Annotated in this window: 20 protein-coding genes; 11 read left to right on the top strand and 9 right to left on the bottom strand. The window is 67.6% G+C overall.

The features are described 5' to 3' along the window. Positions 1 to 43: 43 nt before the first annotated feature. Together ACFWIX_RS06205 and ACFWIX_RS06200 are read left to right on the top strand one after the other, a co-directional pair. A complete protein-coding gene (locus tag ACFWIX_RS06205) occupies positions 44 to 1,012 on the top strand; it encodes a trypsin-like serine peptidase (RefSeq protein WP_377215243.1) in 969 nt (322 codons plus the stop codon). Between the two features lie 70 nt (positions 1,013 to 1,082). Next, positions 1,083 to 1,223, top strand: a complete 141-nt coding sequence (locus ACFWIX_RS06200; protein WP_377215242.1) for a hypothetical protein — start codon at positions 1,083 to 1,085, stop codon at positions 1,221 to 1,223. 225 nt (positions 1,224 to 1,448) lie between these two features. Here ACFWIX_RS06200 and purH read toward each other — a convergent pair whose 3' ends face one another. After that, the gene (purH, locus tag ACFWIX_RS06195; protein WP_377215241.1) at positions 1,449 to 3,134 is read right to left on the bottom strand and encodes a bifunctional phosphoribosylaminoimidazolecarboxamide formyltransferase/IMP cyclohydrolase; all 1,686 of its coding nucleotides are present in this window, start codon (positions 3,132 to 3,134) and stop codon (positions 1,449 to 1,451) included. 141 nt (positions 3,135 to 3,275) lie between these two features. On the opposite strand from purH, the gene ACFWIX_RS06190 reads away from it, so the two are divergent. Further along, positions 3,276 to 4,628 (top strand): MFS transporter, encoded by a 1,353-nt coding sequence (locus tag ACFWIX_RS06190; RefSeq protein ID WP_377215240.1) that lies wholly within the window; start codon positions 3,276 to 3,278, stop codon positions 4,626 to 4,628. Positions 4,629 to 4,743: 115 nt separating this feature from the next. Here the strand turns inward: ACFWIX_RS06190 and purN are convergent, their stop codons facing one another. Continuing rightward, the gene (gene purN / locus ACFWIX_RS06185) at positions 4,744 to 5,313 is read right to left on the bottom strand and encodes a phosphoribosylglycinamide formyltransferase (protein ID WP_377215239.1); all 570 of its coding nucleotides are present in this window, start codon (positions 5,311 to 5,313) and stop codon (positions 4,744 to 4,746) included. 39 nt (positions 5,314 to 5,352) lie between these two features. Here purN and ACFWIX_RS06180 point away from each other — a divergent pair, with 39 nt between their 5' ends. Beyond that, the gene (locus tag ACFWIX_RS06180) at positions 5,353 to 5,784 is read left to right on the top strand and encodes a hypothetical protein (RefSeq protein ID WP_377215238.1); all 432 of its coding nucleotides are present in this window, start codon (positions 5,353 to 5,355) and stop codon (positions 5,782 to 5,784) included. Positions 5,785 to 5,794: 10 nt separating this feature from the next. Here the strand turns inward: ACFWIX_RS06180 and ACFWIX_RS06175 are convergent, their stop codons facing one another. Further along, positions 5,795 to 7,105 (bottom strand): DUF6350 family protein, encoded by a 1,311-nt coding sequence (locus ACFWIX_RS06175; RefSeq protein WP_377215237.1) that lies wholly within the window; start codon positions 7,103 to 7,105, stop codon positions 5,795 to 5,797. A 472-nt stretch (positions 7,106 to 7,577) separates the two neighbouring features. Next, positions 7,578 to 8,393, bottom strand: a complete 816-nt coding sequence (locus ACFWIX_RS06170) for a DUF2382 domain-containing protein (protein WP_377215236.1) — start codon at positions 8,391 to 8,393, stop codon at positions 7,578 to 7,580. Positions 8,394 to 8,671: 278 nt separating this feature from the next. Here ACFWIX_RS06170 and ACFWIX_RS06165 point away from each other — a divergent pair, with 278 nt between their 5' ends. Then, positions 8,672 to 9,877, top strand: coding sequence for a glycosyltransferase family 4 protein (locus ACFWIX_RS06165; RefSeq protein WP_377215235.1), 1,206 nt, complete (start codon positions 8,672 to 8,674; stop codon positions 9,875 to 9,877). A gap of 11 nt (positions 9,878 to 9,888) precedes the next feature. Beyond that, a complete protein-coding gene (locus ACFWIX_RS06160; protein WP_377215234.1) occupies positions 9,889 to 11,313 on the top strand; it encodes a UDP-glucose dehydrogenase family protein in 1,425 nt (474 codons plus the stop codon). Between the two features lie 24 nt (positions 11,314 to 11,337). Here the strand turns inward: ACFWIX_RS06160 and ACFWIX_RS06155 are convergent, their stop codons facing one another. After that, a complete protein-coding gene (locus ACFWIX_RS06155; protein WP_377215233.1) occupies positions 11,338 to 12,267 on the bottom strand; it encodes an HAD hydrolase family protein in 930 nt (309 codons plus the stop codon). 264 nt (positions 12,268 to 12,531) lie between these two features. Here ACFWIX_RS06155 and ACFWIX_RS06150 point away from each other — a divergent pair, with 264 nt between their 5' ends. The 4 genes from ACFWIX_RS06150 to ACFWIX_RS06135 all read left to right on the top strand — a co-directional run bounded on the left by ACFWIX_RS06150 (position 12,532) and on the right by ACFWIX_RS06135 (position 18,986). Further along, a complete protein-coding gene (locus ACFWIX_RS06150) occupies positions 12,532 to 12,801 on the top strand; it encodes a GlsB/YeaQ/YmgE family stress response membrane protein (protein ID WP_377215232.1) in 270 nt (89 codons plus the stop codon). A 118-nt stretch (positions 12,802 to 12,919) separates the two neighbouring features. Then, on the top strand, positions 12,920 to 15,043 hold the full coding sequence (locus ACFWIX_RS06145) for a putative bifunctional diguanylate cyclase/phosphodiesterase (protein WP_377215231.1): 2,124 nt from the start codon (positions 12,920 to 12,922) through the stop codon (positions 15,041 to 15,043). Between the two features lie 2 nt (positions 15,044 to 15,045). Then, positions 15,046 to 18,081 carry a response regulator gene (locus tag ACFWIX_RS06140; RefSeq protein WP_377215230.1) on the top strand — a complete coding sequence of 1,012 codons (3,036 nt, stop codon included), beginning with the start codon at positions 15,046 to 15,048 and terminating at the stop codon, positions 18,079 to 18,081. Further along, positions 18,078 to 18,986, top strand: a complete 909-nt coding sequence (locus tag ACFWIX_RS06135) for a diguanylate cyclase (protein ID WP_377215229.1) — start codon at positions 18,078 to 18,080, stop codon at positions 18,984 to 18,986. Before ACFWIX_RS06140 ends, ACFWIX_RS06135 begins: the two co-directional genes overlap by 4 nt. 34 nt (positions 18,987 to 19,020) lie before the next feature. Here ACFWIX_RS06135 and ACFWIX_RS06130 read toward each other — a convergent pair whose 3' ends face one another. From ACFWIX_RS06130 to ACFWIX_RS06120, 3 genes are all read right to left on the bottom strand, one after another. Continuing rightward, positions 19,021 to 19,464, bottom strand: a complete 444-nt coding sequence (locus tag ACFWIX_RS06130) for a hypothetical protein (protein ID WP_377215228.1) — start codon at positions 19,462 to 19,464, stop codon at positions 19,021 to 19,023. A 130-nt stretch (positions 19,465 to 19,594) separates the two neighbouring features. Next, positions 19,595 to 20,251: an FMN-binding negative transcriptional regulator gene (locus tag ACFWIX_RS06125; RefSeq protein ID WP_377215227.1), complete on the bottom strand. Its 657-nt coding sequence runs from the start codon at positions 20,249 to 20,251 to the stop codon at positions 19,595 to 19,597. A gap of 29 nt (positions 20,252 to 20,280) precedes the next feature. Further along, positions 20,281 to 21,264, bottom strand: a complete 984-nt coding sequence (locus ACFWIX_RS06120; RefSeq protein WP_377215226.1) for a DMT family transporter — start codon at positions 21,262 to 21,264, stop codon at positions 20,281 to 20,283. Here ACFWIX_RS06120 and ACFWIX_RS06115 point away from each other — a divergent pair. Next, on the top strand, positions 21,263 to 22,678 hold the full coding sequence (locus ACFWIX_RS06115; RefSeq protein ID WP_377215225.1) for a PLP-dependent aminotransferase family protein: 1,416 nt from the start codon (positions 21,263 to 21,265) through the stop codon (positions 22,676 to 22,678). The two genes, ACFWIX_RS06120 and ACFWIX_RS06115, sit on opposite strands and share 2 nt — an antisense overlap. A gap of 29 nt (positions 22,679 to 22,707) precedes the next feature. Here ACFWIX_RS06115 and ACFWIX_RS06110 read toward each other — a convergent pair whose 3' ends face one another. Then, positions 22,708 to 23,532, bottom strand: coding sequence for an SDR family NAD(P)-dependent oxidoreductase (locus ACFWIX_RS06110; protein ID WP_377215224.1), 825 nt, complete (start codon positions 23,530 to 23,532; stop codon positions 22,708 to 22,710). Between the last annotated feature and the right edge of the window lie 184 nt (positions 23,533 to 23,716).

Genomic DNA, 23,716 nt, shown 5'->3' with positions numbered 1-23,716 from the left:
CCGGCCCCCGCGGGGCAGTATTCACCGTTCAGACAGGACAAACATGACACGCACCAGGTCTCTTGCCTCCGGCCTCCTGAGCCTCTCGGCCGCTGCCGTTCTGGCCCTCACTGGAGCCGGCGGAGCCACCGCCGCCCCGGCCGCATCCGACGATCAGCGAGCCCCGTCCGTTGCACGCGCATCCCTGGCCACCGCAGGTGTGGCCGAGTACTGGACGGCCGAGCGCATGCGCAACGCCATCCCCGGCGACGTGCTCGCCAAGCGTGCGGTGGAACGCGGCGTTGCCTCCGGTGCGTCGAAGGCTGTCCAGGGCAAGGCCACCAAGGTTCCCTCCACCAAGGGCAAGCCCACCATTGCCGCCGCCGAGAACCCCGTTTCGCACATCGGCAAGGTGTTCTTCACCATGGGCGGCTACAACTATGTCTGTTCCGGAAACTCCGTGGCCTCCACCAACAAGAGCACAGTGTCCACTGCCGGCCACTGCCTCAACGAGGGCCCCGGCGCCTTCGCCACCAACTGGGTTTTCGTCCCTGCCTACGAGAACGGTGCAGCCCCCTACGGCAAGTGGGCCGCCAACCAGCTCTTCGCCCCCACCCAGTGGAGCGCCAACGGCGACATGACTTATGACACCGGCTTTGCCGTCGTCAACACCAACGCCGGCGGCCAGCGCCTGGGCGACGTCGTGGGCGGCTCCGGCGTTGCCTTCAACCAGGACCGCGGCCTCTCCTACAAGGCTTTCGGCTACCCGGCAGCTTCACCCTTCAACGGCGAAACCCTCAAGAGCTGCACCGGCGCCGCGTCCAACGATCCCTACAACCCCCAGTTCAACAGCCAGGGCATCAGCTGCGACATGACGGGCGGTTCCTCCGGCGGCCCGTGGTTCATCGGCACCAGTTCCAGCGGGGTACAGAACTCCGTGAACAGCTACGGCTACAACCGCATGGCGGTGATGTACGGCCCGTACTGGGGCTCAGTCATCCAGTCCACTTACAACAGTGCAGCAGTCTCCTGACCAGCGGTCTTCCGGGCCTGGGCCCTCTAGGCAGGAGCACCCCGACCGGGACACCGTCAGCAGCTCACCGGTGAACCCGGCACCGGAGGAAAGCCTGGAGTACTGGACGCCGGAACGCATGGCGGAGGCCAAACCGCGGGAAATCGTCCTGCCGGATCCGGAAGCCCCGGACCCCGAGGGCCCGCACCCCGCCGGCCCGGACTCCCGGTAGAACCACCGACGGCGCCCGTTCCCTGGAAAGGGGACGGGCGCCGTCGTACGTTAAGCACCGTCCATTGCTCCGTACTGGTCGTTATCACGCGGGAAAACCACCGGTACGTGGGCCCACGCCGGCGGGGTTCCCTGGCCGTGGAGCCGCCTCGGCAAGGGCCCCGGCCCGAGCTTGCGAGGGCAGGGAGCCGGGGCGGACGAAGCGAGGTTAGGGAGCCGGTGGGGCCTAGTGGAAGAAGTGCCGGGCTCCGGTGAAGTACATGGTGATGCCCGCGGCGTTCGCTGCCGCGATGACTTCCTCGTCCCGGACGGATCCGCCGGGCTGGACGACGGCGCGGACACCGGCGTCGATCAGGATCTGCAGTCCGTCGGCAAACGGGAAGAACGCGTCGGAGGCCGCAACGGCACCCCGGGCGCGCTGCGGCGCGCCGGCACCACTGGCGTTCGAGGCACCGCCGGCGCCTTCGACGTCGGACTCCACCGTGACGCCGAGCGTGTTGGCCCGCTCCACAGCCAGGCGGCACGAATCCAGGCGGTTGACCTGGCCCATGCCGATGCCGACGGCGGCACCGTCCTGGGCGAGCAGGATGGCGTTGGACTTCGCGGCGCGGCAGGCGGTCCAGGCGAAGGCGAGGTCCGCCAGGGTCTTCTCATCCGCAGCTTCGCCGGCGGCGAGGGTCCAGTTGGCGGGGTTGTCGCCGTCGGCGTCCACCTTGTCACTGGCCTGGACCAGCATGCCGCCGGACACTTGGCGGAACTCCGTGGGGTACCGGCCGTAGCCCTCGGGCAGGGCGAGCAGGCGGATGTTCTTCTTCTTGGCGAGGATCTCGACGGCCTCCGGCTCGAAGCCCGGGGCGATGACGACCTCGGTGAAGATGTCCTTGACCGTGTTGGCCATGCCCGTGGTGACCGTGCGGTTGGCCGCGATGACGCCGCCGAAAGCGGAGACGGGGTCGCACGCGTGGGCCTTGGCATGGGCATCGGCGATGGGGTCCGCGGCGTCCGTGGAACCTACCGCGACGCCGCACGGGTTGGCGTGCTTGATGATGGCGACGGCGGGTTCGCTGAAGTCGTAGGCGGCGCGGAGTGCGGCGTCAGCATCCACGAAGTTGTTGTAGCTCATGGCCTTGCCGTGTAGCTGGTCGGCCTGGGCGATGCCCACGGGCGCAGCCTTGTCCACGTACAGGGCTGCCTGCTGGTGCGGGTTCTCGCCGTAGCGCAGCACCTCGGAACGTTCCAGGGACAGGCCGGCGTAGGCGGGCCAGTCAATGGTGCCGTCGCCGTCCTCATCCAGGAACTGGCTGGCGGTCCAAGTGGCCACGGCGTTGTCGTAGGAGGCCGTGTGGGCGAAAGCCTTGGCGGCCAGGCGCCGGCGGGTCTTCAGGTCGAAGCCGCCTTCCGCAGCCGCCGCGACCACCTGGCCATAGAAGCCGGGGTCAACCACGATGGCGACGGCGGCGTGGTTCTTCGCGGCGGAGCGCACCATGGCGGGGCCTCCGATATCGATCTGCTCCACGACGTCGTCCTGCGCGGCTCCGGACTTTACCGTTTCCACGAAGGGGTAGAGGTTCACCACCACCAGGTCGAAGGCTTCGATCTCCATGCTGGCCAGGGTGTCCATGTGGGCCGGCACGCGGCGGTCGGCGAGGATGCCGCCGTGGACACGCGGGTGCAGGGTCTTGACGCGGCCGTCGAGCATCTCCGGCGAACCGGTGACTTCCTCCACCTCCTGAACCGGGATCCCGGCGGCGGCAATCTTCTTGGCGGTGGAACCGGTGGAAACGAGCTTCACGCCGGCGGCATGCAGGCCCTGGGCGAGCTCCTCCAGACCGGTCTTGTCGTAAACCGAGATCAGCGCCCGGCGGATGGGAACACGGTCGATGGATACGCGCTCATGCTGCGTGAAGCTCACAAATGTCTCCGTCTTATCTCGCGGACCAGTGCCGCGGTTGGTGGGGATAGGGCCAGTTTATCGCGAAGCGTCCGTGGCCCGGCGTGTGTGCGCGACTGTGAACGGCTGCGGCCCGGGCTAGAGTTTTCACAGGAGGCTGCAATGAACATTTACACCACGGTGCCCAGCGGCGAACAGGTGGTCCAGGAACTGCCCTGGCGGTGGAAAGTCCAGGGGCGGATCTTCCTGATCGGCGGACTTGGTTTCATGTTCGACGCCTGGGATGTGACACTGAACGGCATCCTCATTCCGCTGCTCTCCAAGCACTGGTCCCTGACACCCGGGGAAGCAGCCTGGGTGGGAACCTCCAACCTGATCGGCATGGCGCTGGGCGCGTTCATCTGGGGAACCATCGCGGACACCATCGGCCGCAAGAAAGCCTTCACGGCCACGCTGCTGATCTTCTCCCTCTTCACGGTCCTGGGTGCCTTCTCCCCCGACTTCGTCTGGTTCTGCATCTTCCGCTTCATGGCCGGGTTCGGATTGGGCGGCTGCATCCCGGTGGACTACGCGCTGGTGGGCGAATTCACCCCCCGCAAGCAGCGCGGCAAGGTCCTCACCGCCATGGACGGCTGGTGGCCCGTGGGGGCCGCGCTGGCCGGTTTTGTTTCTGCCGGGCTGATGGCTGCTTTCGCCGACTGGCGGTTCACCATGGTGGTCATGGTCCTGCCGGCCCTGCTGGTTTTTTGGGTCCGGCGCAGCGTACCGGAGTCCCCGCTGTTCCTCATCCGCAAGGGACGGCGGGAGGAGGCGGCCAAGGTCATCGACGGCCTTGTCGCCGCCACCGGCGCTGAGACCCGCGCCTACAGCCTGCCCGACGCGCAGTCCGTGCCGCGGCTGTCCGCCGGCAGTGCGTGGCAGCAGCTGCGGCTGGTATGGCAGTTCAACTGGAAGATCACTGCCGCTGCCTGGTCCTTGTTCTTCAGCATCCTGTTGGTCTACTACCTGGCCCTGACCTGGATGCCGCGCATCCTCATTGGCGCCGGGTTCGCCGAGTACAAGGCTTTCGTCACCACAGCGTCCATGGCCGCCGTCGGGCTCCTGGGTGTCGTGGTGGCCGCCCTGCTGGTGGAACGCGTGGGCCGCAAGTGGATCCTGGCGGTCACCGGCCCGCTGTCCGCGCTCACGTTGGTGATTGTCGCCGTCGTGGTTGATATCCCCACCGCGGCGGTGTTCTGGCTCCTGGCCTTCGGGTTCGTGGTGCAGGTGGCCATCCCCGTGCTCTACGCCTATGTGTCCGAGCTCTACCCCACGGAACTCCGCGGGACCGGCTTCGGCTGGGCGTCCACGTTCTCGCGGCTGGGCGCCGGTTTCGGGCCGTTGGTCTTTGCGAACTACTTCTGGCCGGAGCTGGGCCTGGCCACGTCCTTCGCCCTTGCCGGCGGACTGGTGCTGCTGGCGATCATCTGGATGGCGTTCTTCTCGCCGGAGACCAAGCAGCGCCGGCTGGAGTAGCTTACGTTTTCGACGCTCGTCTCGGGAATCGACGCCCTGATGCGCGGGCGCGCCTCATATATGGGCCGCACCGGCGCACCAGCGGGTCGATAACGAATATGCGCGTCGAAAACGTTCAGGCCTGGGCGGTGGCCAGGTCTGCGAGGGTTGAGACCAGCAGCCGGCGCTCCACCACCTTGATGCGCTCGTGCAGGGTTTCTTCGGTGTCGGTGTCCTCGATAGCCACCGCTTCCTGCGCGATGATGGGGCCGGTATCCACGCCTGCATCCGCCCAGTGCACAGTGCAGCCAGTGACCTTGACGCCGTAGGCCATCGCATCCCGGACGCCGTGCGCCCCGGGGAAAGCCGGCAGCAGCGCGGGGTGGGTGTTGAGGTACTTGCCGCCGAATGCATCGATGAATTCGGGGCTGACAATCCGCATGAAGCCGGAGGAAACCACCACATCCGGGGCGTAGGATGCCACGGCTTCGGTGAGCGCAGCGTCCCAGTCCGCCCGGTCGGCGTAGGCCTTGAAGTCCACCACGAACGTGGGGATGCCGGCGGCCGCGGACCGTTCCACGCCGTACGTCCCTGGCCGGTCGGCACCTACGGCGGCGATCTCCACGTCCAATTCTCCGGCCTTGACTGCGTCAATGACCGCCTGGAGATTGGACCCGGTGCCGGAAACGAGGACTACGATGCGCATTGGTCTAGCTTATGGGCACGCTCGCGTACGCTGGAAAACATGAACACCCCGCCGGAACCGGGCGCACCGCTGCGCAGCAAACCTCCCCTCAGCGACGCGGCCAAAGCCTCCCTGGCCAGGACCCACACCCTGTTCCGGATCTTCGTCCTCACGGTGCTGGGCGCCTTCTTCGTCTACCAGCTGGACGTCAGCCATCTGTGGCTCACAGCCCTGCTCGCCGCAGCGGGCCTGGTTCTGGGCGTGGTGCTGCTGATCCGCTGGGCGCGGCTTAAGGAGTCCCGGCTGGTGCTGGTGGGGACCATCTCCGGGCTGGTGGTGTCGGTGCTGATGGTGCTGATCATCCTGGTCAGCGCGGTCTTCTTCGAACCGGTGCGCGCTTACCAGGACTGCTCGCGGCAGGCGCTGACGGAGCAGGCCCTTTCCACGTGCCGGGTGCAGCTGGAACGCTCGCTTCCCACCCAACTGCGGTAGCTGCCGGGCGTCAGGACGCGTGCGCGGGTTCGGCGTTGGCTGCCTGCTCGCGTTCCAGCCAGGGGCCGGCCGCATAACCGATCACGACGCCGACGCCCACTTCCGCGGCCAACCAGACTGCCGTCCACAACGGGTCGGGCCCAATGTCGGTGAGGCGGCCGATACCGGCCGAACCATGTGCCACCCAGGCAAGTCCCATGGCCATGATGCCCGCTACCAGCCCGGCCAGTACGCCCAGCACCAGAGTGGAAAGCGACGCGGTAAACCAGCGGGCGTGGACCTTGATGGAGAGCCATTCGTCAAAGTGGTTCTCCCCCTCGCGGAGAAACCACCAGCCGCCCAGCACACCCGCGAACACCGGAATGATGAGGACCGCGAACGCGTAATCCAGCGGCCCGGACGGAATGGCGGCCAGTACCGGGATGGAAGGCAGCGGACCCACGGCGGTTCCGAGCGGGCCCACCTGGGAGCCGACGCCCATGGCAAAGCCTGCACCGGAGGTCCAGGCGAGGGCCAGGATCACCAGATTGGGAAGGAACCCCAGCTGCGCGATGGTGAGGACGGCACCTCCGACAATTCCGGCGTCGAGCGCTTCATAGACAGAAACCACAAGGTTCCAATGGATGAAAAGGTCCAGGGCGAGCAGGAAGGCGGCGAGCGCCACGGCCGCGACGGCAGCCACGAAGCCGGCCTTTACCACCGAGGCGATGTAGGAGCCCGCCCAGCGCGAATGCTGGCTGGTGCGGGAGATCCAGTCAACGGCGTCCACGCCGATGAGCCTGCTCCAGGAGCCGGCTTCGCGGCGGGCGCCGATGATCATGCCCAGCGCGAAGGGAATGAGCGGAACCAGAAGGGCGTGGAGGGGGTTAATGCCGACATCCGCGGTACGGCAGACGAAACCGGTGGCTGTTCCAAAGGCGGCGTATACCACCCAGGAGCCCAGGAGAGCTTGCCACAACTGGTCGGAGTATGAGGCCCGCGCGAGCCGGCGCCCGGCCCGCCAGGCCAGGAGGAACGGGATAAGGGTCAGTCCCAGCGGAACGAGGGTGAGGACGCCGGAGTCGATGTTGGCCGCCGCTTCGGTGCCTCCTCCGGAGAGCTCCAGCGGTACGCCGTGGACCAGGAGCCAGGACTGTCCGGCCAGCCTGGCAAGGGTGGCGAAGTCTCCCTGCTGGAATCCGGCGGCGGCCCACACAGCCACGATGGGCGCGATCACCGCCAGCGCGGAAATGAAGGCCGCCTGCGCCGTTTCGAGGGCGCCCTGCAGCCACAAGGGCATGGGAAGGCCACGGTCTCCGGTCTGATCAGCACGCAGTTTCATCGTGCTCAATGGTGCCACGGCAAGCCCTGCGCTCCGGTGACCGACAGGCTCTGCAGCCGCCGTTCCCGGGCGGCCCGCGGACGGGTTCCAGCGCTTTTTTCCTGTGCTGGCCGTAAAATTGCAGGTAACTGTAAGCAGTGTCACACCCACCGCCGGCGTCCTCCAAAAGGCCCACGATTGGGTCGGTGCCGACCGGGCAGATGCTTTTTACATCCGGCCGTAGCTGCCGCGGCCGGCCAGGGCCCGGACCCCAACACCGGGAAACAGGAGCCGCGAATGAGAGATGAACCGTAAGTTCTGAAGATGTTCGTACTACTGGCTGGTGCAGCCAAGCCCCCCGGCTTCGGCTGCATCAGCGTTTTCGTCGATCAGGGAGCGGCGTCAATAACGCGGTCGCCTGCTGCTGCCGCACACACCGAAGGTGCTGCCGCTCGTTGCGGCAGCACCTTCGGTTGCTTAGCGGCAGCAGGACTTAGAGCCTGCGGTCTTCATCAAGGCCGTCGGCCTCGATGCGCTCTTTGCGGACGTCGTCACTGACGGTGACGTCATCCTGGACCACGTCCTTATCCAGGCGGACCCGTTCCACCGGAACGGTTTCCTTCTCCACAACGGGCCGCTCCTCATGGAGGGTGACCTCGTGCTCCTCCTCGCTGAGGTCCGGGCCGGAGAGTGCCGCGCCACGGTTCGCGTCCGTGATGGGCTCCCGCTCCAGGCGGACCTCCTCGCGCTGCACGGGAACGGTCGTGGTGACGTTCTCCGTGGTGACGTACTTGCGCAAGCGGGCCCGGCCTGTGGCCTGCCGCTCAGTGCCGACGTGGAGCTGCTCTTCCGAGCGCGTCATGGCGTCGTCGGTGTTGGGGCCCGAGGTGTCGTGGCCCGCCGTACGGCCAAGACCCGCCGTGGGCGTGCCGGCATTCAGGTCGGCATCGCCCTGGAGGTCCACGTCATTACGGGTATCCGCGTAGCTGCGGGTTTCCCGGTTGTAGTGCGTATAGAGCCGGTCCTCTTCCTCCGGGGTGAGGTGGCCGTCCACCTCTACGCGGGGAGCGTCTTTGACGTGCTCCTTGGCGAACGGGACCACGAGGTCATCGCCCTCAGTGCGGGCCCCTTCCACCGGTACAAAGGACTGCGAAGTTCCGAACAGCCCGGTCTTGACAGTCACCCACGTGGGCTCTCCGGTGTCATCATCCGCGTACAGCTGGCCGATGCCGCCAATCTTCTCGCCGTCAGACCCAATGACATGGCCGTTCCGGGTGAGCAGGTCTTCAATGTTTTCCCTGTTGAGCATGACGTCTCCTTTGGATATGTCGTTGCGTGGGGTTGCCAGCAATGGAGCTACCGGCCCCGGGATGTTCCCCGGCGGCCGCCTCCGCCCCGGCTGCTTGAGGCTTCGTGCTGGCTGCCCCTCTACAGTAAGCATGCTTAGTACAAAAAGAAAAGCCTACTTAGTAAATTGCCGCCGGCGGCCGGAGATCTGCCCCCTCCCAGGCTGCTGTTTACCCAACTTTTCCCTCCGCGCCACCCCTTCTCCCCCACCGAGTCAAGGGGGACGCCCACGGTGGAGGAGTGAGGATCGCAATTGTCGCTGAATCATTCCTGCCCCTGATGAACGGGGTCACGCACTCCATCCTGCGGGTCCTGGAGCATCTTCAGGAGCGCGGCGACGACGTCCTGGTCATCGCTCCGGCGGGCCAAGAGGGCGGAGACGCTGGACCGCAGAAAGTCAGCGGAGCACGTATCCACCGCCTGCCGGCAGTGCCGCTGGCAGGCTACACGAATGTCAGGGTGGCGATGGGCGGTGTGTACCGGGTCAAGCGAATCCTTGCCGACTACGCACCGGACGTGGTCCACCTGGCCTCCCCGTTCATCCTGGGCTGGCGGGCCGCACAGGCGGCGCACCAACTGGGAATTCCCACCGTTGCCATCTACCAGACCGAGGTCCCCAGCTACGCAGCCCGCTACGGCGTCCCGTTCCTGGAAAACTGGGCCTGGAGCCGGGTGGAAAACATCCACCTGCTGGCCACCCGGACCCTGGCGCCCTCCACGTTCGCACTGAACCAGCTGCGCGGCCGCGGCATTCCGCGGGTGCAGATGTGGCGTCGCGGTGTGGATACGGCAAGGTTTTCGCCGGACAAACGCGACGACGCCTGGCGGGCCGCCGTTGCCCCGGGCGGCGAACGCATCATCGGTTACGTGGGCCGGCTGGCGGTGGAAAAGCAGGTGGAGGACCTGGCGGCCCTGGCCGCCGTGCCGCGCACGCGCCTGGTGATCGTGGGAGACGGCCCGCAACGGGCTGCGCTGGAGGACGCCCTGCCGGATGCAGTCTTCACCGGTTTCCTCGGCGGCGACCAGTTGGCCCGGGCGGTCGCGTCCTTTGACCTGTTCATCCATCCGGGCGAATTCGAAACCTTCTGCCAGACCATCCAGGAAGCCATGGCCTCCGGCGTTCCGGTGGTGGCCACCGGCCGCGGAGGGCCGCTGGACCTGGTTGAAAACTCCCGGACGGGTTGGCTCTATGAGCCAGGCGACCTCTCCGCCATGCGCGCCCACGTGGTGGATCTGATGGGCGACGATGCCAAGCGCCGGGCCTTCGCGGCCGCAGCGCATGCGTCCGTCCAGGACCGGACCTGGCCCGCGTTGAGCGCCGAACTGGTCCGCCATTATTCAGCCGCCATCCATGAAGGTGCCCCTGCAGCCCGTGGCCGCGGAGCGCAGTTGGCGGCCCGCCAGGCAGCATCAATCCCGGCAACGCGGGCCGGAGCACCCCAGTGAAAGGCATCCCCATGAAATCCCGTGTCCTCAATATCTCGGTCATCGGCTGTGGCTACCTCGGAGCCGTCCATGCCGCCACCCTGGCCGCCATGGGTCACAACGTGGTGGGTATCGACGTCGACACAGCCAAGGTGGAGCAGCTGGCCCGCGGGAATGCCCCGTTCCATGAACCCGGGCTCGACGAACTGCTGCAGGATGGCCGCGCGACTGGGCGCCTGCGCTTCGCCACCGATCCGGCAGCAGCCCGCGATGCCCAGGTGCACTTCCTCTGCGTTGGAACACCGCAGGACAAGACGTCCGACGCGGCCGACCTCAGCTACCTCCTTTCCGCCACCGAAGCCCTGCTTCCGCACCTGGCCCACGGTGCCGCCGTCGTGGGCAAGTCCACGGTTCCCGTAGGCACGGTGGAGATGCTCCGGGGCGTCCTTGCCGGACGCCCGGACGTGCACGTGGGGTGGAACCCGGAATTCCTGCGGCAGGGAACGGCCGTGAAGGATTCGCTGGTGCCTGACCGCCTGGTCTATGGCGTTCCCGGCGGCCGGGCCGGTGCCTTCAGTCCTGCCACGGGGGCTGCGCAGGGCGTCACGTCAGCCCTGGACGCTGTGTATGAACCGCTGCTGCGGGCCGGAATCCCCCGGCTGGTCTGCAACTTCGCCACGGCCGAACTCATCAAGTCCGCGGCCAACGCCTACCTGGCCACCAAAGTCAGCTTCATTAATGCCGTCTCTGAACTCTGCGATGCAGCGGGAGCAGATGTGGCTGAGCTGAGCGAAGCGATGGGACTGGACCCGCGGATCGGCAACCGGTACCTGCACGCAGGGCTGGGTTTCGGCGGTGGCTGCTTGCCCAAGGACATCCGCAGCTTCCGCAAGCAGGCCGGGGACCTCGGCGTCGACGCCATTGGGGACTGGATGCGCCTGGTGGACTCGGTGAACCTTGACCAGCGGCAGCGAACGGTGGACCTGGCGGCGCAGATGTGTGGCGGAAGCGTGTCCGGCCGGACCATCGCGGTGCTGGGCGCCTCCTTCAAACCGGACACGGACGACATCCGTGATTCGCCGGCACTGGACGTGGCCGACCGCCTCGCCGCCGCCGGCGCCCATGTCACCGTTACCGACCCCAAGGCCGTGAACAACGCGTGGCGGCGCTACCCGCGGCTTCGTTTCGAGAGCCGAACCGCGCCCGCCCTCGAGAATGCCGAACTGGTGCTGCTCCTGACTGAGTGGGATGAGTACCGCAGGCTCTCCCCCGGTGATGCGGGCACGCTGGTACGACGGCGGATGGTCCTGGACGCCCGTAATGTCCTGGACGCGGCGGCCTGGCGGAATGCCGGCTGGACGGTCCGGGGCCTAGGGACCTCTCCTGCGGCGGCGCATCAGGAAAGCGGGCTGGCCGGCGCCCCGGCCGCACGGCAGGCATCGGCAAGCCTGTCGTAGGACACCGGGAAGCACTCAAAGCCGCTATGTGGATAGCGTGGACGCGTCCGGCGCCAGCAGGCCCAGCTCCGCGAAGGCAAGCGCCACGCCATTGCCCGCCGGCCCGGCAGTGACGCGGTCCGCGACCGCCAGCACAGCCGGGTGTCCGCCTTCCACAGCGATGCCCGTCCCGGCGTACTCCAGCATTTCGATGTCGTTGGAACTGTCGCCGATGGCCACGATGTCCGCCCGGTCCAGCCCCAGGCGCTCTTCGATCACCTGGATGCCCACGGCTTTATGCGTGCCGGCCATGAAGATTTCCCCGGCCCCGTCACCCAACGCAGACAGCGAACTGGGGATCAGGCCGACGCCCGGGCCCAGCGCATCGGTTAGTTCGCGCAGCGGCAGGGGCGCATCGAAGCAGGAAATCTTGGCGTAGGAAGCCCTTCGGAGGTCTCCGCCGTACTGGACCGGGCCAAGGATGTCCTCCAGCGGATCCGGCTGGCCGGCATGCTGACCGGCGGCATGGTGCCCTGCGCCATTCCCAGCGGCCGGGGAACCGCCCTCGGCTGCCGCCCTCTTTTCGAAGATGGGGCCGAGGACCCGCCGGAGCCGCTGGTCCACGCCTTCCCGGCCGTAGAGTGCCTCGGGCGCTTCCAGAATGTAGGCGACATCGTGGGCGTCCAGGACCTCCACGATCCGCGCAGCGAGGTCCTGCTCGAACCGCGTATCCTTCAGGACCTCCCCGCCGAGTTCCACCCGCGCGCCGGCACCGGTAATGGTTCCGTCGAAACCGGCCGCCAGAATGTGGTCCGGAACCATGGACAACGGCCGGCCGGTGCAGACAAAGACGAGGTGGCCCAGCTTGCGGGCGGTCTGTACGGCGTCCACGTGGGCTTCCGGGGCCAGTCCGTGGTCCGCATAGGTGCCGTCAATGTCGAGAAAAATGGCCCGGGCCGCCGGGGTGCTGGTCATGCCGTTCCTTAGGTTTGGGGCGTCCGGACGGGCAACTGCCCCCGCCAGGCGAAAACCCAATCCTATCCAAAGCGCCCTTGGGCCACCGCGCCCGCGGCTCCCAGCGGGGCGAACCTGGGAAATCCGGCAGCCGAAAGCCGGAAAGCCGGAAAATTGACAGTCATCCCGTGATATTTGAAGTCTTGAAGTGAAGTAAGCACGCTGATTGAATGATGGAACCGGAAATGGGGGCACGGCACAACTTACTGATAAAGGAGTGACAACATGGGTATTCTCGGATTTCTCATTTTGGGCCTGATTGCCGGAGCCATTGCAAAGGCCGTCCTCCCGGGACGCCAGGGCGGGGGCTGGATCGTGACGATGATCCTGGGCGTCGTCGGGGCTATCCTGGGCGGCTGGATCGGCTCGCTGATTTTCGGCGGCGGGCTCGCCGAGTTCTTCGACATCCGCACATGGCTGCTTGCTATTCTCGGTTCCGTGATCGTGCTTCTCGTGTACGGTGCCATTACCAACCGGAGCCACCGCAGGGTATAGCAACTCTTCCAGCAAAGCGCCGTCATCCTTCAAAAGGGGCGGCGTTTTTGTGTAAGGAAGACTTTATGACGACCAAGGGGGTGGTCTCATGATCGACCCGATGCAGGGACAAGTTCATATGGCGCAAGCGCTGGAAGCCGTGCTGGACCTCAGCCCCGATGCGCTGCTGGTCGTCGCCGCTGACGGGACCGTGGCCGCTGCCAATGCCCCGGCCGGCAGGCTGTTCGGCATCCCGGAGGACAACCTGGCGGGCCTGGACCACCGCTCGCTGCTCGCGAACGACTTCCGGGAAGACATCCGCAAGCTCTTCCGCCGTCTCCTGGCACATCCGGACCAGCACCCGGCGCCGGTGCAGACGTACTGCCTGCACCGAACCGGCACAGAGTTCCCGGCCGAACTGACAGCTTCCTTCCTTCCCGGCGCCGGCCGGCAGCGCTCCGACGCCGGCCAGCTGCTCCTCTCGGTCCGCGGCACGGCCCACCATAACTCCGCCGCCCCGCGGCGCGAGGCCATGGCCCTCCTGGCAGCAACCCTGGAATCCACGGCGGACGGAATCCTGGTGGTGGACTCCGATTGGAACATCGCCGGGTACAACGAAAAGTTCCTTGCCATGTGGGGCATACCGGCGACCTTGCTGGAGGCTCCGCAGGGGATGACCGCAAGCCTGCAGCACGAAGTCATGCCCCTGGTGCTGGCCCAACTCTCGGATCCCCGGCAGTTCATGGCCAAGCTGGGTGAACTGGAGGCCGATCCGGCAGCGGAGAGCCACGACGTCCTCGAATTCAAGGACGGCCGGACCATAGAACGGTATTCCCGGCCACACCGTTCCGGCGACGGGATCGTCGGCAGGATCTGGAGCTTCCAGGACGTGACCGAGCGCCGCCAGGCGCAGGAACAGGCTCACCGGGCCATGGCGGACCTCGCGGCACAGACCGAGAAACTCCGCGGCATGGCATTCCGGGATCCGCTGACCGGCCTGGCCAACCGGGCCGTGTTCAACGATGCCCTCGGCGAGGCCGTGAGGTCGCCCCGGCTCAAATCCGTGGACGTCCTGCTCCTGGACCTTGACGACTTCAAGGAGGTCAATGACGTCCTCGGCCACCAGGCGGGCGACGACATGCTCATCGAGGTGGCCCGCCGGCTCCGCGGCTGCGCGCCGACGGCGGACGTGGTGGCCCGGCTGGGGGGCGACGAGTTCGTGGTGCTGCTGACCGCGTGCCCCAATGCGGACGAGATTGCCACGTGCATGGTGCGCTGCCTGCGCGTCCCGCTGACCGCGGGCGGGAAGGTCCTGCGCCCCAGCCTGAGCCTGGGGCTTGCGTCCCTGACCTCCGAGGACCAGAACGCCTCGGAGCTGCTTCGCCGGGCGGACATCGCCATGTATGCGGCCAAAGCGGCGGGGAAGAACCGTTTCCTGCGGTTCCAGCCGGACATGATGAGCGAGCTGATGCAACGCACCGCCATGGAGTCTGGCCTGGTCCGGGCCGCAGAGCACGGCGAAATCTCGATAGAGTTCCAGCCGATCGTGTCCTACCAGCGGGGTCAGGTGGTGAAGGTCGAGGCGCTGGCTCGGTGGGACAGCGACGGCGGCAGGGTGCCGCCCTCGGTCTTCATTCCGCTCGCTGAGCGGACCGGACTGATCGGCGGCATAGGCATGGAGGTGATGGGGCTGGCCATGCGGCGCATCGCAGGCTGGCTTACCGGCGATCCGTCGCGGTCCCTCGCCGTTAACGTATCAGGCGTGCAGCTGCAGGAGCACGACTTCGCCGAGCAGGTGCTCCGACTGGCGGAGGCCAGCGGCGTCGCGCCGTACCAGCTGGTGATCGAAGTCACCGAAAGCGTGTTCTTCGACGCCGACTGCAGCCTGGTCAAACAGCTCAGCACTCTCCGGGAGGCCGGCGCGCGCGTCGCCTTGGACGATTTCGGCACCGGTTATTCGTCGCTGGGGCGGCTGCAGGACCTTCCCGTGGACACGGTTAAGATCGACAAGTCTTTTGTATCCATGATCCGCACCGGACGTGAGCGGCTGCCCATTCTCAGCTCCATGGTCAACATGGCGCACAGCCTGGGCCTGACGGTCACAGCCGAGGGCATTGAGACCGTTGAGCAGGCGCAGTACCTGGCTGCCCTGGAATGCGATTCGATGCAAGGCTACCTGTTCTCCCGGCCGGAGCCGGAAAGCCGTCTGACCCTCGCCTTGAGCCACGCCGAAAAGGTCCTCCGCACACTGAAGGAGGGGTAGGGATGGCCGCGGTGGAGTCCGGAAGCGATCAGGAAGGACGGGCCTGGCCCGCCGCCGGCAGGGGCCGGATCCTGGTGCCGGCCACGCTGACGGCTGCGGTTCTGACCGCGCTGGGGATCTTCTTCGCGGCAAACAACGGAAGCGCGCCGGCCCTCGTCATGGGGGATTTCCTCATCCTTGCGGCGTCCTTGCTGGCCGGTGCGAGCTGCGCGAAGGCCGCCAGGCGCGGCGGCCCCAACGCCAGGGCCTGGGCCCTCATGGCGGTGGCCGTTTTCTGGTGGGCCGCCGGCATGGCCGTCTACGCGTACTATGGCCTCGCCTACAATCACGCCTATCCCTTCCCATCGCTCGCCGACGTCGGCTTCATCGGGTACTCGGTTCCGGCCGTCGTCGCGCTTTTCGCTTTCAAACGCCGGCCAGGCAATCCGGTGGCCCTGTACCGGGCGGTGATGGATGCGGCCGTAATCGCAGGCTCGGTGCTGGTGGTCAGCTGGTACACCGCGCTCGGCCCTGCGTACAGCGCGGAGGGTGATCCGCTGGCGCGGTTCACCGGCATGGCCTACCCGGTGGCGGACTTGGTGATCACGTCCCTGGTCCTGGTCCTCGGGATGCGGCGGAGGCCGGGCGAGCGGCTGCCCTGGCTGTTCTTCGGCGGCGGGTTGGTGGTGCTTTCAGTCACGGACAGCATCTACATCCGCCTCACGTTCGACGGCGTCACGGGCACCACGGGGTCGCCCCTCGCCTTGGGCTGGATCGTTGCGTTCCTCCTGATCGCACTGGCGCCCATGGCACCTTACGCCGAGAACGCGGAAGCCGAACGGCGCGGGTACACGCTGGCCCTGGAGCTGCTGCCCTACGCGCCGCTCCTGCTGGCCATCATCCTGTTTACCGGGCCGCATCTGCACGAACTGGAGCCCTTCCTGCTGGCTGTTTCCGCGGCCGTCCTGGGGGCAGTGTTTATACGCCAGGTGCTGATCATCTTCGAGAACATCACCCTCACCAGCGGGCTCGAGGAGGAGGTGGCGGCCCGGACAACGGAACTCGAGGCAGCGCGGAGGGAAGCGCTGGAATCGAGCCGGCTGAAATCAGAGTTCCTGGCCACCATGAGCCATGAGATCCGCACTCCCATGAACGGCGTCGTGGGTCTGACCTCCCTCCTCCTGGAAACCCGGCTGGACCAGACCCAGAAGCAGTACGCACAGGGCGTCAAGGGCGCGGGCGAAGCGCTGCTGGCCCTCATCAACGACATCCTGGACTTCTCCAAGCTGGAGGCGGGGAAGGTTGACCTCGACGTCAGGCCCTTCGACCCGCGGGCGCTCATCGAGGAAGTGGCGGGCCTGTTGGCCGAACAGGCCCAGGCGAAGCGCCTGGAACTTATCGCCTACTGCGAGCCGGACGTGCCGGCCAGGCTGCTGGGAGATGCCGGCAGGATCCGGCAGATCCTCCTGAACCTCGCGTCCAACGCTGTGAAGTTCACGGCATCCGGGGAGGTTTCCATCCGGGTGCGGTGCGAAACTCCCGGCGACGTTCCCGAGACAAGCGTTCCGGTCTGTTTCGAGGTGCGGGATACGGGGATAGGCATCGAACCCGCGCAGCACACCCGGCTGTTCGAGTCGTTTTCCCAGGCCGACGCGTCCACCACACGGCGGTACGGGGGCACGGGCCTGGGCCTTGCCATCTGCCGCCGGCTCACCGAGGCCATGGAGGGCGAGATCGGCGTTAAGAGCACACCGGACCAGGGCAGCACCTTCTGGTTCCGGCTGCCGCTGCGGGTGGCCCCGATCTCCACGGATCCGGTTCCCGCGGCAGGTTTCCTCAACGGCCTGCGCGTATTGGTGGTGGACGACAATGCCACCAACAGGCTGGTGCTCGAATCCCAGTTGCGGGGCTGGGGGCTGCAGCCTGAGGCTGCGCCGGATGCCCGTTCGGCCCTTGCGCGGGCAACCGAGGCGGGAAAGGCAGGGACTCCCTTCGACCTTGCCGTCCTGGACTTCTGCATGCCGGACACCGACGGGCTGGAACTGGCCCGCCGGATGAAGGCTACGCCTGGGCTGGCGGACATCGAGCTCATGATGCTCACTTCCACGATGCAGGTGGACGCCGGTGAAATTGCCGCCGCGGGTGTCCGTGAGTGGCTGATGAAGCCGGTCCGCAGCTCCGAGTTCTACGACCGGCTGGTCCGCCTCATGTCCACGCGTGGCCCGGAGGTTCCTGCACCGGAAGCATCCTCCACTCCACAGCCAGCCGGTGCAACCGCTGCCGGATCGCACCGCGGGCGCATCCTGGTGGTGGAGGACAACGAGGTGAACCAGCTGGTCGCCCGCGCCATGGCCAGCAGGCTGGGCTACCTGGTGGACGTGGTGCCGGACGGCGCCCGCGCCGTCACCGCCACCACGTCCGCCAATTACGCCGCAGTGCTGATGGACTGCCACATGCCGGTGCTGGATGGCTACGAGGCCACCCGGAGGATCCGGGACCGCGGCGGCAGCGGTGCCGTGCTGCCCATCATCGCGATGACGGCCGGGGCCCTCGACGGGGACAGGGAGCGCTGCCTGGCCGCCGGCATGGACGACTACCTCGCAAAGCCGGTAGACCCGGCAGCCTTGGAGGCGGTGCTGTCCCGTTGGATTCCCGAACCGCAGCCGCAGCCGCTGGCGGTCACCGGGGGCGAACGTGCCGGCGTCGGAATCCGCCCCGCACTGGACCCGGACCGGCTGGCGATGCTGCGCAGCCTGGGAGGGAACGGACAGGACCTGTTTGCCGCTGCCGCGGCGGCCTTCCGGGACAGCGTTCCGGCCCGTCTGGCGGCGCTTCGGTCTGCAGTGCACGCTGGCGGCGGTCCGGCCCTCGTGGAGGCCGCCCACGCCTTGAAGGGTTCAGCGGGCAACATCGGGGCAGGCGCCGTTGCGGCGCTCTGTTCGGAGCTCGAAGGGATGGGCCGCAGCGGCAGTCTCACGGCAGCCGCCGCTCTCCTCCCCCGGCTGGAGGCCGAACTGCAGCGGGCGAACGACGCGCTGGACAAGGAGGTGGCGCAGTGAAAGTGCTGGTAGCAGACGACGATCCGGGGTCGCTGCTGGTGGCCCGCGCCGCCGTCGAACGCGCCGGACACGAATGCCTGGCCGCCGCTGACGGTGACGAGGCCTGGAAGCTCTTCCTGGCCCACCGGCCGGATGCGGTGGTGACGGACCGGATGATGCCCGGCATGGACGGGCTGGCCCTGTGCCGGGCCATCCGAGCCAGTGAAACCGACCTCTATACGTACATCGTGCTGCTCACCTCCCAGGATTCACGGGAGGACATGCTGGCCGGGCTCGAGGCGGGCGCGGACGATTACGTCACCAAACCGCTGGACCCGTTCGTGCTGCGCGCCCGGCTGCTGGTGGCGGTCCGCGTGACCACGCTGCACGCCGACCTGGCGCACTACCGTAAAGTGCTGTCCCGGCAGGCCCGGACCGATCCGCTGACCGGGTTGTACAACCGCCTCAAGCTGTCTGAGGACCTGGAGCAGCTCCATGCCCGCAGTGCCCGGTATGGCGAGGAGTACAGCGTTGCCATGTGCGACGTGGACAATTTCAAGAGCTACAACGACATCTACGGCCACCAGGCCGGCGACCTTGCGCTCCGGAACGTAGCAGCGGCGCTGCTGGGCCAGGTGCGCAAGAGCGACGGCGTCTACAGGTTCGGGGGCGAGGAGTTCCTGCTGGTGTTGCCGCGCCAGGGCATCGCTGACGCGAGGGTGCTGCTTGAGCGGGCGCTGGAGGCTGTGCGGAAGCTGAAGATCGAGCACCACGGCGACCCCTCCGGCGAACTGCGCCTCAGTGCAGGGATCTCAACGTTCGGCGCCGGACACGCCGTGGACGCCGACATGTTGCTGGGAGAAGCGGACACGGCCCTCTACTCAGCGAAGGCAGCGGGCAGGAACCGGGTGGAAGCAGCCTGGTAGCTCCGAGGGTTGGCAACCCCCGGGCGCGGACGGGTCAGGCGGCCTTCCTGGTGCTTGACTTTTTAGTGGCGGTCTTCTTGGTGACCGCCTTCTTACCGCCGGGGGTCTTCGGCACGGGCTCTGGGATGTGCGGACTCCGGATGCGGGGCTCGGGACGCGGAGCCTCCACGGCTGGCGCTTCGGCGGCGACCGGCCCTTCGGCAGCCACTTCCGCCGGCCATGCCTGCTCCTGAGCACCGGCCCGGTTGCGGCGCCAGCGCCGCACGAGGTCCACAAGGGCGAGTGCCCCGGCCAGCGGGGTCAGCGCAGCCGACGCGTAGACGAACAACAGCCACGTGAGGGTCGTCAGCGGCGGCTGGTTGTTGTGCAGCAGGGACAGGCCGCCCAGCAAGCCCACGGTCCAGTAAATGAGCACGGCACCCAGTACTGCGGCAGCAGGAAAATACTGATTGGTCACGATTTTTTTCAGGGTTTCCACGCACTTCCTCCTGCCTGGCCGGGGGACGGCTGAAGCCGTTCAAGACAAGTATGGGCCTGCACTTTGGCGAAACCCTGCAAGACGGCGCGGCGAGTGATGAACATAACGCGACGTCCCGTCGTCGGGCGTTTTATCGGGGGTGCCGGACCCGCTCTACGGCGGCAGCGGACGCCCCCAGCCCCTCGGCGCAGAGGCCGGCCGCGACGCCCCGCGCGTCGTCGTCGGACCTGTTCTGGCTGTGCTTCTCCTTGGCCTCGATCCGCGTAATGAGCAGCTCCACTCCTACGATGGCGCGCAGCTGGCCGCCGATGAACGGCGCAGGGGCGTCGTCTACGGACCACGGGTGTTCCCGGCCGTCTTCGTGCAGGCCGGTGAGGCGGCGGACGTGGCAGGCAAGCCAGGCCGGGTCCTCGTGCACCACCAGCCGGCCGTACACATGCACGGTGGTGTAGTTCCAGGTGGGCACCACCCGGCCGTGCTCTGCTTTCGAGGCATACCAGGAGGGCGAAATGTAGGCATCGGGGCCCTGGATGATGACGAGCGCTTCTCCGGCCGGGGCGTAGGACCATTGGGGATTGTTCCGCGCGAGGTGTCCTTGGAGGGAACCGTAGCCGTCCCCCGCGTCCGTCCCCGCGCCCCCGTCCGGCCCAGGCGGCTCATAGACGAACGGCACCAGGGTGGCCAGGAGTCCGGCGTCGGTCATGGTCACCAGGTTGGCGGCGCCGGGGTGCGCCAGGAGGTCCCGGACCGTGGCCGGGCTTGGGGCGAAGTGGGCGGGAATGTACACGGGGATCCTTTCAGCGGGTGGATTCAAGGTCAGGCGGGCCGGCGGGACCGGACCCGGACCGCTGCGCCGGCGCATGCCATCACGGCGAGTCCGCCCAGCACGGTCGTCCACGTGAGCGCTTCGCCGAGGAGCAGCGCCGCCCAGCCGATGCTGAGGACGGGCTGGACCAGCTGCACCTGGCTGACCTGCGCGATCGGGCCGATGGCCAGCCCCCGGTACCAGGCGAAGAACCCCAGGAACATGCTGACGACGGCAAGGTATCCGAACGCCGCCCACTGTGCCACAGTAGCGGCCGGCGGCTGGTCCGCCACGGTAAAGGCGGCCAGCGCCAGCATCGCCGGGGCGGCCAGTACGAGCGCCCACGCGATGGTCTGCCACGAGCCGATTTCACGGGCCAGCAGGCCGCCCTCGGCATACCCGACGGCGGCCGACCCCACCGCGGCGAGGAGCAGCAGGTCCGCCCATTGAAGGGGGCCAATGCCGCCCGACTGCATGAACGCGAACCCCAGAGCCGCCAGGGACCCGAGCGCCGCCACCGCCCAGAACGCGGGCCGGGGGCGCTCCCCGGTACGCAGCACGGCGGCAGTAGCAGTGGCGGCGGGGAGCAGGGCGATCACCACAGCGCCATGGCCGGCGGGAACCGCGGTGAGGGCGTAGGACGTGAGTATCGGAAAGCCGACGACGACGCCGCCGGACACCAGCGCGAGCCGCCCCCAGAGCCTGGGGTGCGGGAGCCGCTGCCGGGCCAGGAGGAGGGCTGCGGCTGCGAGCGCTGCGGCGATCACAGCCCGTCCTGAGCCGATGAACAGCGGAGACAGGCCGGCTACGGCAACCCGGGTAAAGGGAACAGTGAAAGAGAAGGCCACGACGCCGAGCAGCCCCCACCAGACACCGGCAGTTGGGGAGGAAGCCGGGCCGGACCCGCCGGCGCCGTTGGGAAAGCTGCCTGCGGGGCCTGTCCGGCGCGGTACCGCTGTCTCCTCAGGAGCAGTAGCGCTACTATTGTTCTTCATGAATAACGATAGCAGTTCTCGGATCGTTCTGGCACTCAAGGAATGGATCAGCCGTGCCGCACCAGGCGCACGGCTGCCCTCCACACGCCAGCTGGTCGCAGAATACCGGGCCAGCCCCGTGACGGTGCAAAAAGCCCTGCAGACGCTCACGGCGCAGGGACTCGTGGAGGGGCGTCCCGGCGTCGGAACCTTCGTGCGTGCCGCGCGGACGGTGAAGCCAGCCGATTACGGCTGGCAGACCGCCGCACTGCGGGCACCGCAGTCGCTGCTGCCGGCGGCGTCGGGCACCATGCGGAACGTGCCCAACGATGCCATCAGTTTCCATTCCGGCTATCCCGACCGGGAGTTGCTGCCCGAGCGGCTGGTGCGGGCGGCACTCACGCGGGCAGCGAGGGGCGATGCTGCCCTGTCGCGGCCGCCGGCGGCCGGACTGCCGGAACTGCAGGCCTGGTTCGCCCACGAACTCGGTTCCGTGACTCCTGCAGGCACCACTCCCCCGACGCCCAGCGACGTGATCGTTCTTCCCGGAAGCCAAAGCGGGCTCAGCTCCATCTTCCGGGCGCTGGCCGGGGCGGGGCAGCCGGTCCTGCTCGAATCGCCCACCTATTGGGGCGCCATCCTGGCCGCCGCCCAGACCGGGGTACGGGTGGTTCCGGTGCCCAGCGGACCGGAAGGGCCGGAGCCGGCGGTGTTGGCCCGCGCGTTCGAGGAAACGGGCGCCCGGGTGTTTTACGCACAACCCAACTACGCCAACCCCACCGGCGCGCAGTGGGCTCCAGGACGCGGCGAAGAGGTGCTGGACGTGGTCCGGACCCATGGCGCCTTCCTGGTGGAGGACGACTGGGCCCACGATTTCGGCATCACCTCCGACCCCGTTCCGGTGGCAAGCCGCGACGATTCAGGGCACGTGGTGTACATCCGCTCCCTGACCAAGAGTGTGTCCCCCGCCATCCGGATTGCTGCGGTCATGGCCCGGGGCCCGGCGCGCGAACGCATCCTGGCCCAGCGCGCGGCCGAATCGATGTACGTCAGCGGGCTGCTGCAGGCGGCCGCGCTGCACGTGGTGACGCAGCCCGGGTGGCAGACCCACTTGCGCAGCCTGCGCCATCAGCTGCAGTCGCGCCGGGACCTGCTGGCAGCCAGCATCGCCGAGCACGTGCCCCAGGCCCATCTGGAACTGCTGCCCAAAGGCGGCCTGAACCTGTGGCTGCGGCTGCCCGACGGGACAGACCTGCCACAGCTGACCCGGGACTGCGAGGACGCCGGCGTGGTCATCGCCGCCGGCACGGAATGGTTCCCGGCCGAACCCGCCGGCCCGTACATCCGGCTCAATTATTCGGGCCCGAACCCGGCCGCCTACCCCGAGGGCGCACGGATCATAGGAGAGGCGCTGGCCAACAACGCGCACGCCTGACGCGGGAGGGTGAGGCGTGCGCGGGAGGGTCAGGCGGCCCGGGCAGTCAGCTCTTCGCTCTTCTCCCACAGGCCCTGCGCCAGGCCGGCGTCGTAGGCCTGGGGGTTGGCTTTGGCGATGGCCCGCTTGGCGTAGTAGGCGCCGGATACCCAGTCGGTGCCGGGAGTGCCGTTGATCAGCCACAGCAGGGTGTCCGCGCCCTGGTCAGGGGTGAGCATGAAGCGGTTCAGGAGGGTCTTGTACGCGTGCCGGAACCAGCTGCTGGACTCCGCCGCAAAGTTGGTGCGCACCACGCCCGGGTGGAATGCCGCCGTCGTAATTCCCTGGTCATGGAAGCGGCGGTGCAGCTCCGACGTGAACAGGATGTTGGCCAGCTTCGCGGTGCCGTAGGCGCGGTTGGTGGAATAGCTGTGCTCGGAGTTGAGGTCGAACAGGTCCAGTTTGCCGAATCCGTTGGCCATGCTCGCCGTGTTGATGACCTTGGCATTGCTGGCAACGAGCCTATCCATCAGCAGCGTGGTCAGCAGGAACGGCGCCAGGTGGTTGATCTGGAAGGTGGATTCGTTGCCGTCCACGGTCAGCGTGTGGGTGCCCATGATGCCACCGGCGTTGTTGGCCAGGACGTCGATGCGCGGGTAGTCGGACTTCAACCGGGCGGCGAGGTCGCGCACCTGGGCGAGTTCGGCGAAGTCGGCCACGAAATAGTCCGCGTCCAGTTCCTTGGCGAGCGCGCGGGTCTTCTCCGCGGAGCGGCCGACGACGACCACCCGCTCGCCTGCCCCGGCCAGTGTCCGGGCGGCTGCCGCGCCGATGCCGTCGCTGGCGCCGGTGATCACAATGGTGCGTTGGGGCAAGGGGTGTCCTTTGGTTGGCTTGCGGCGCCCGCTTCAGGCACACAATAGGAAACAACGACGGCGGCGCGCCAGGTGTTCCCGCGCGTCACCCCGCTCCCAAGTAGGTAGCGCCAAGTGCCGTTTTGGGGGTCCAAAACGGCACATGGCGCGACTCAAAATGGGGGGGGTGAGCCGGCGACGCCCG

The organism is Pseudarthrobacter sp. NPDC058362 (genome assembly GCF_042723515.1).
Lineage (GTDB): Bacteria > Actinomycetota > Actinomycetes > Actinomycetales > Micrococcaceae > Arthrobacter.
Note: the sequence above shows the minus strand (reverse complement) of the source record. Positions and strands in the feature narration are given on the sequence as shown.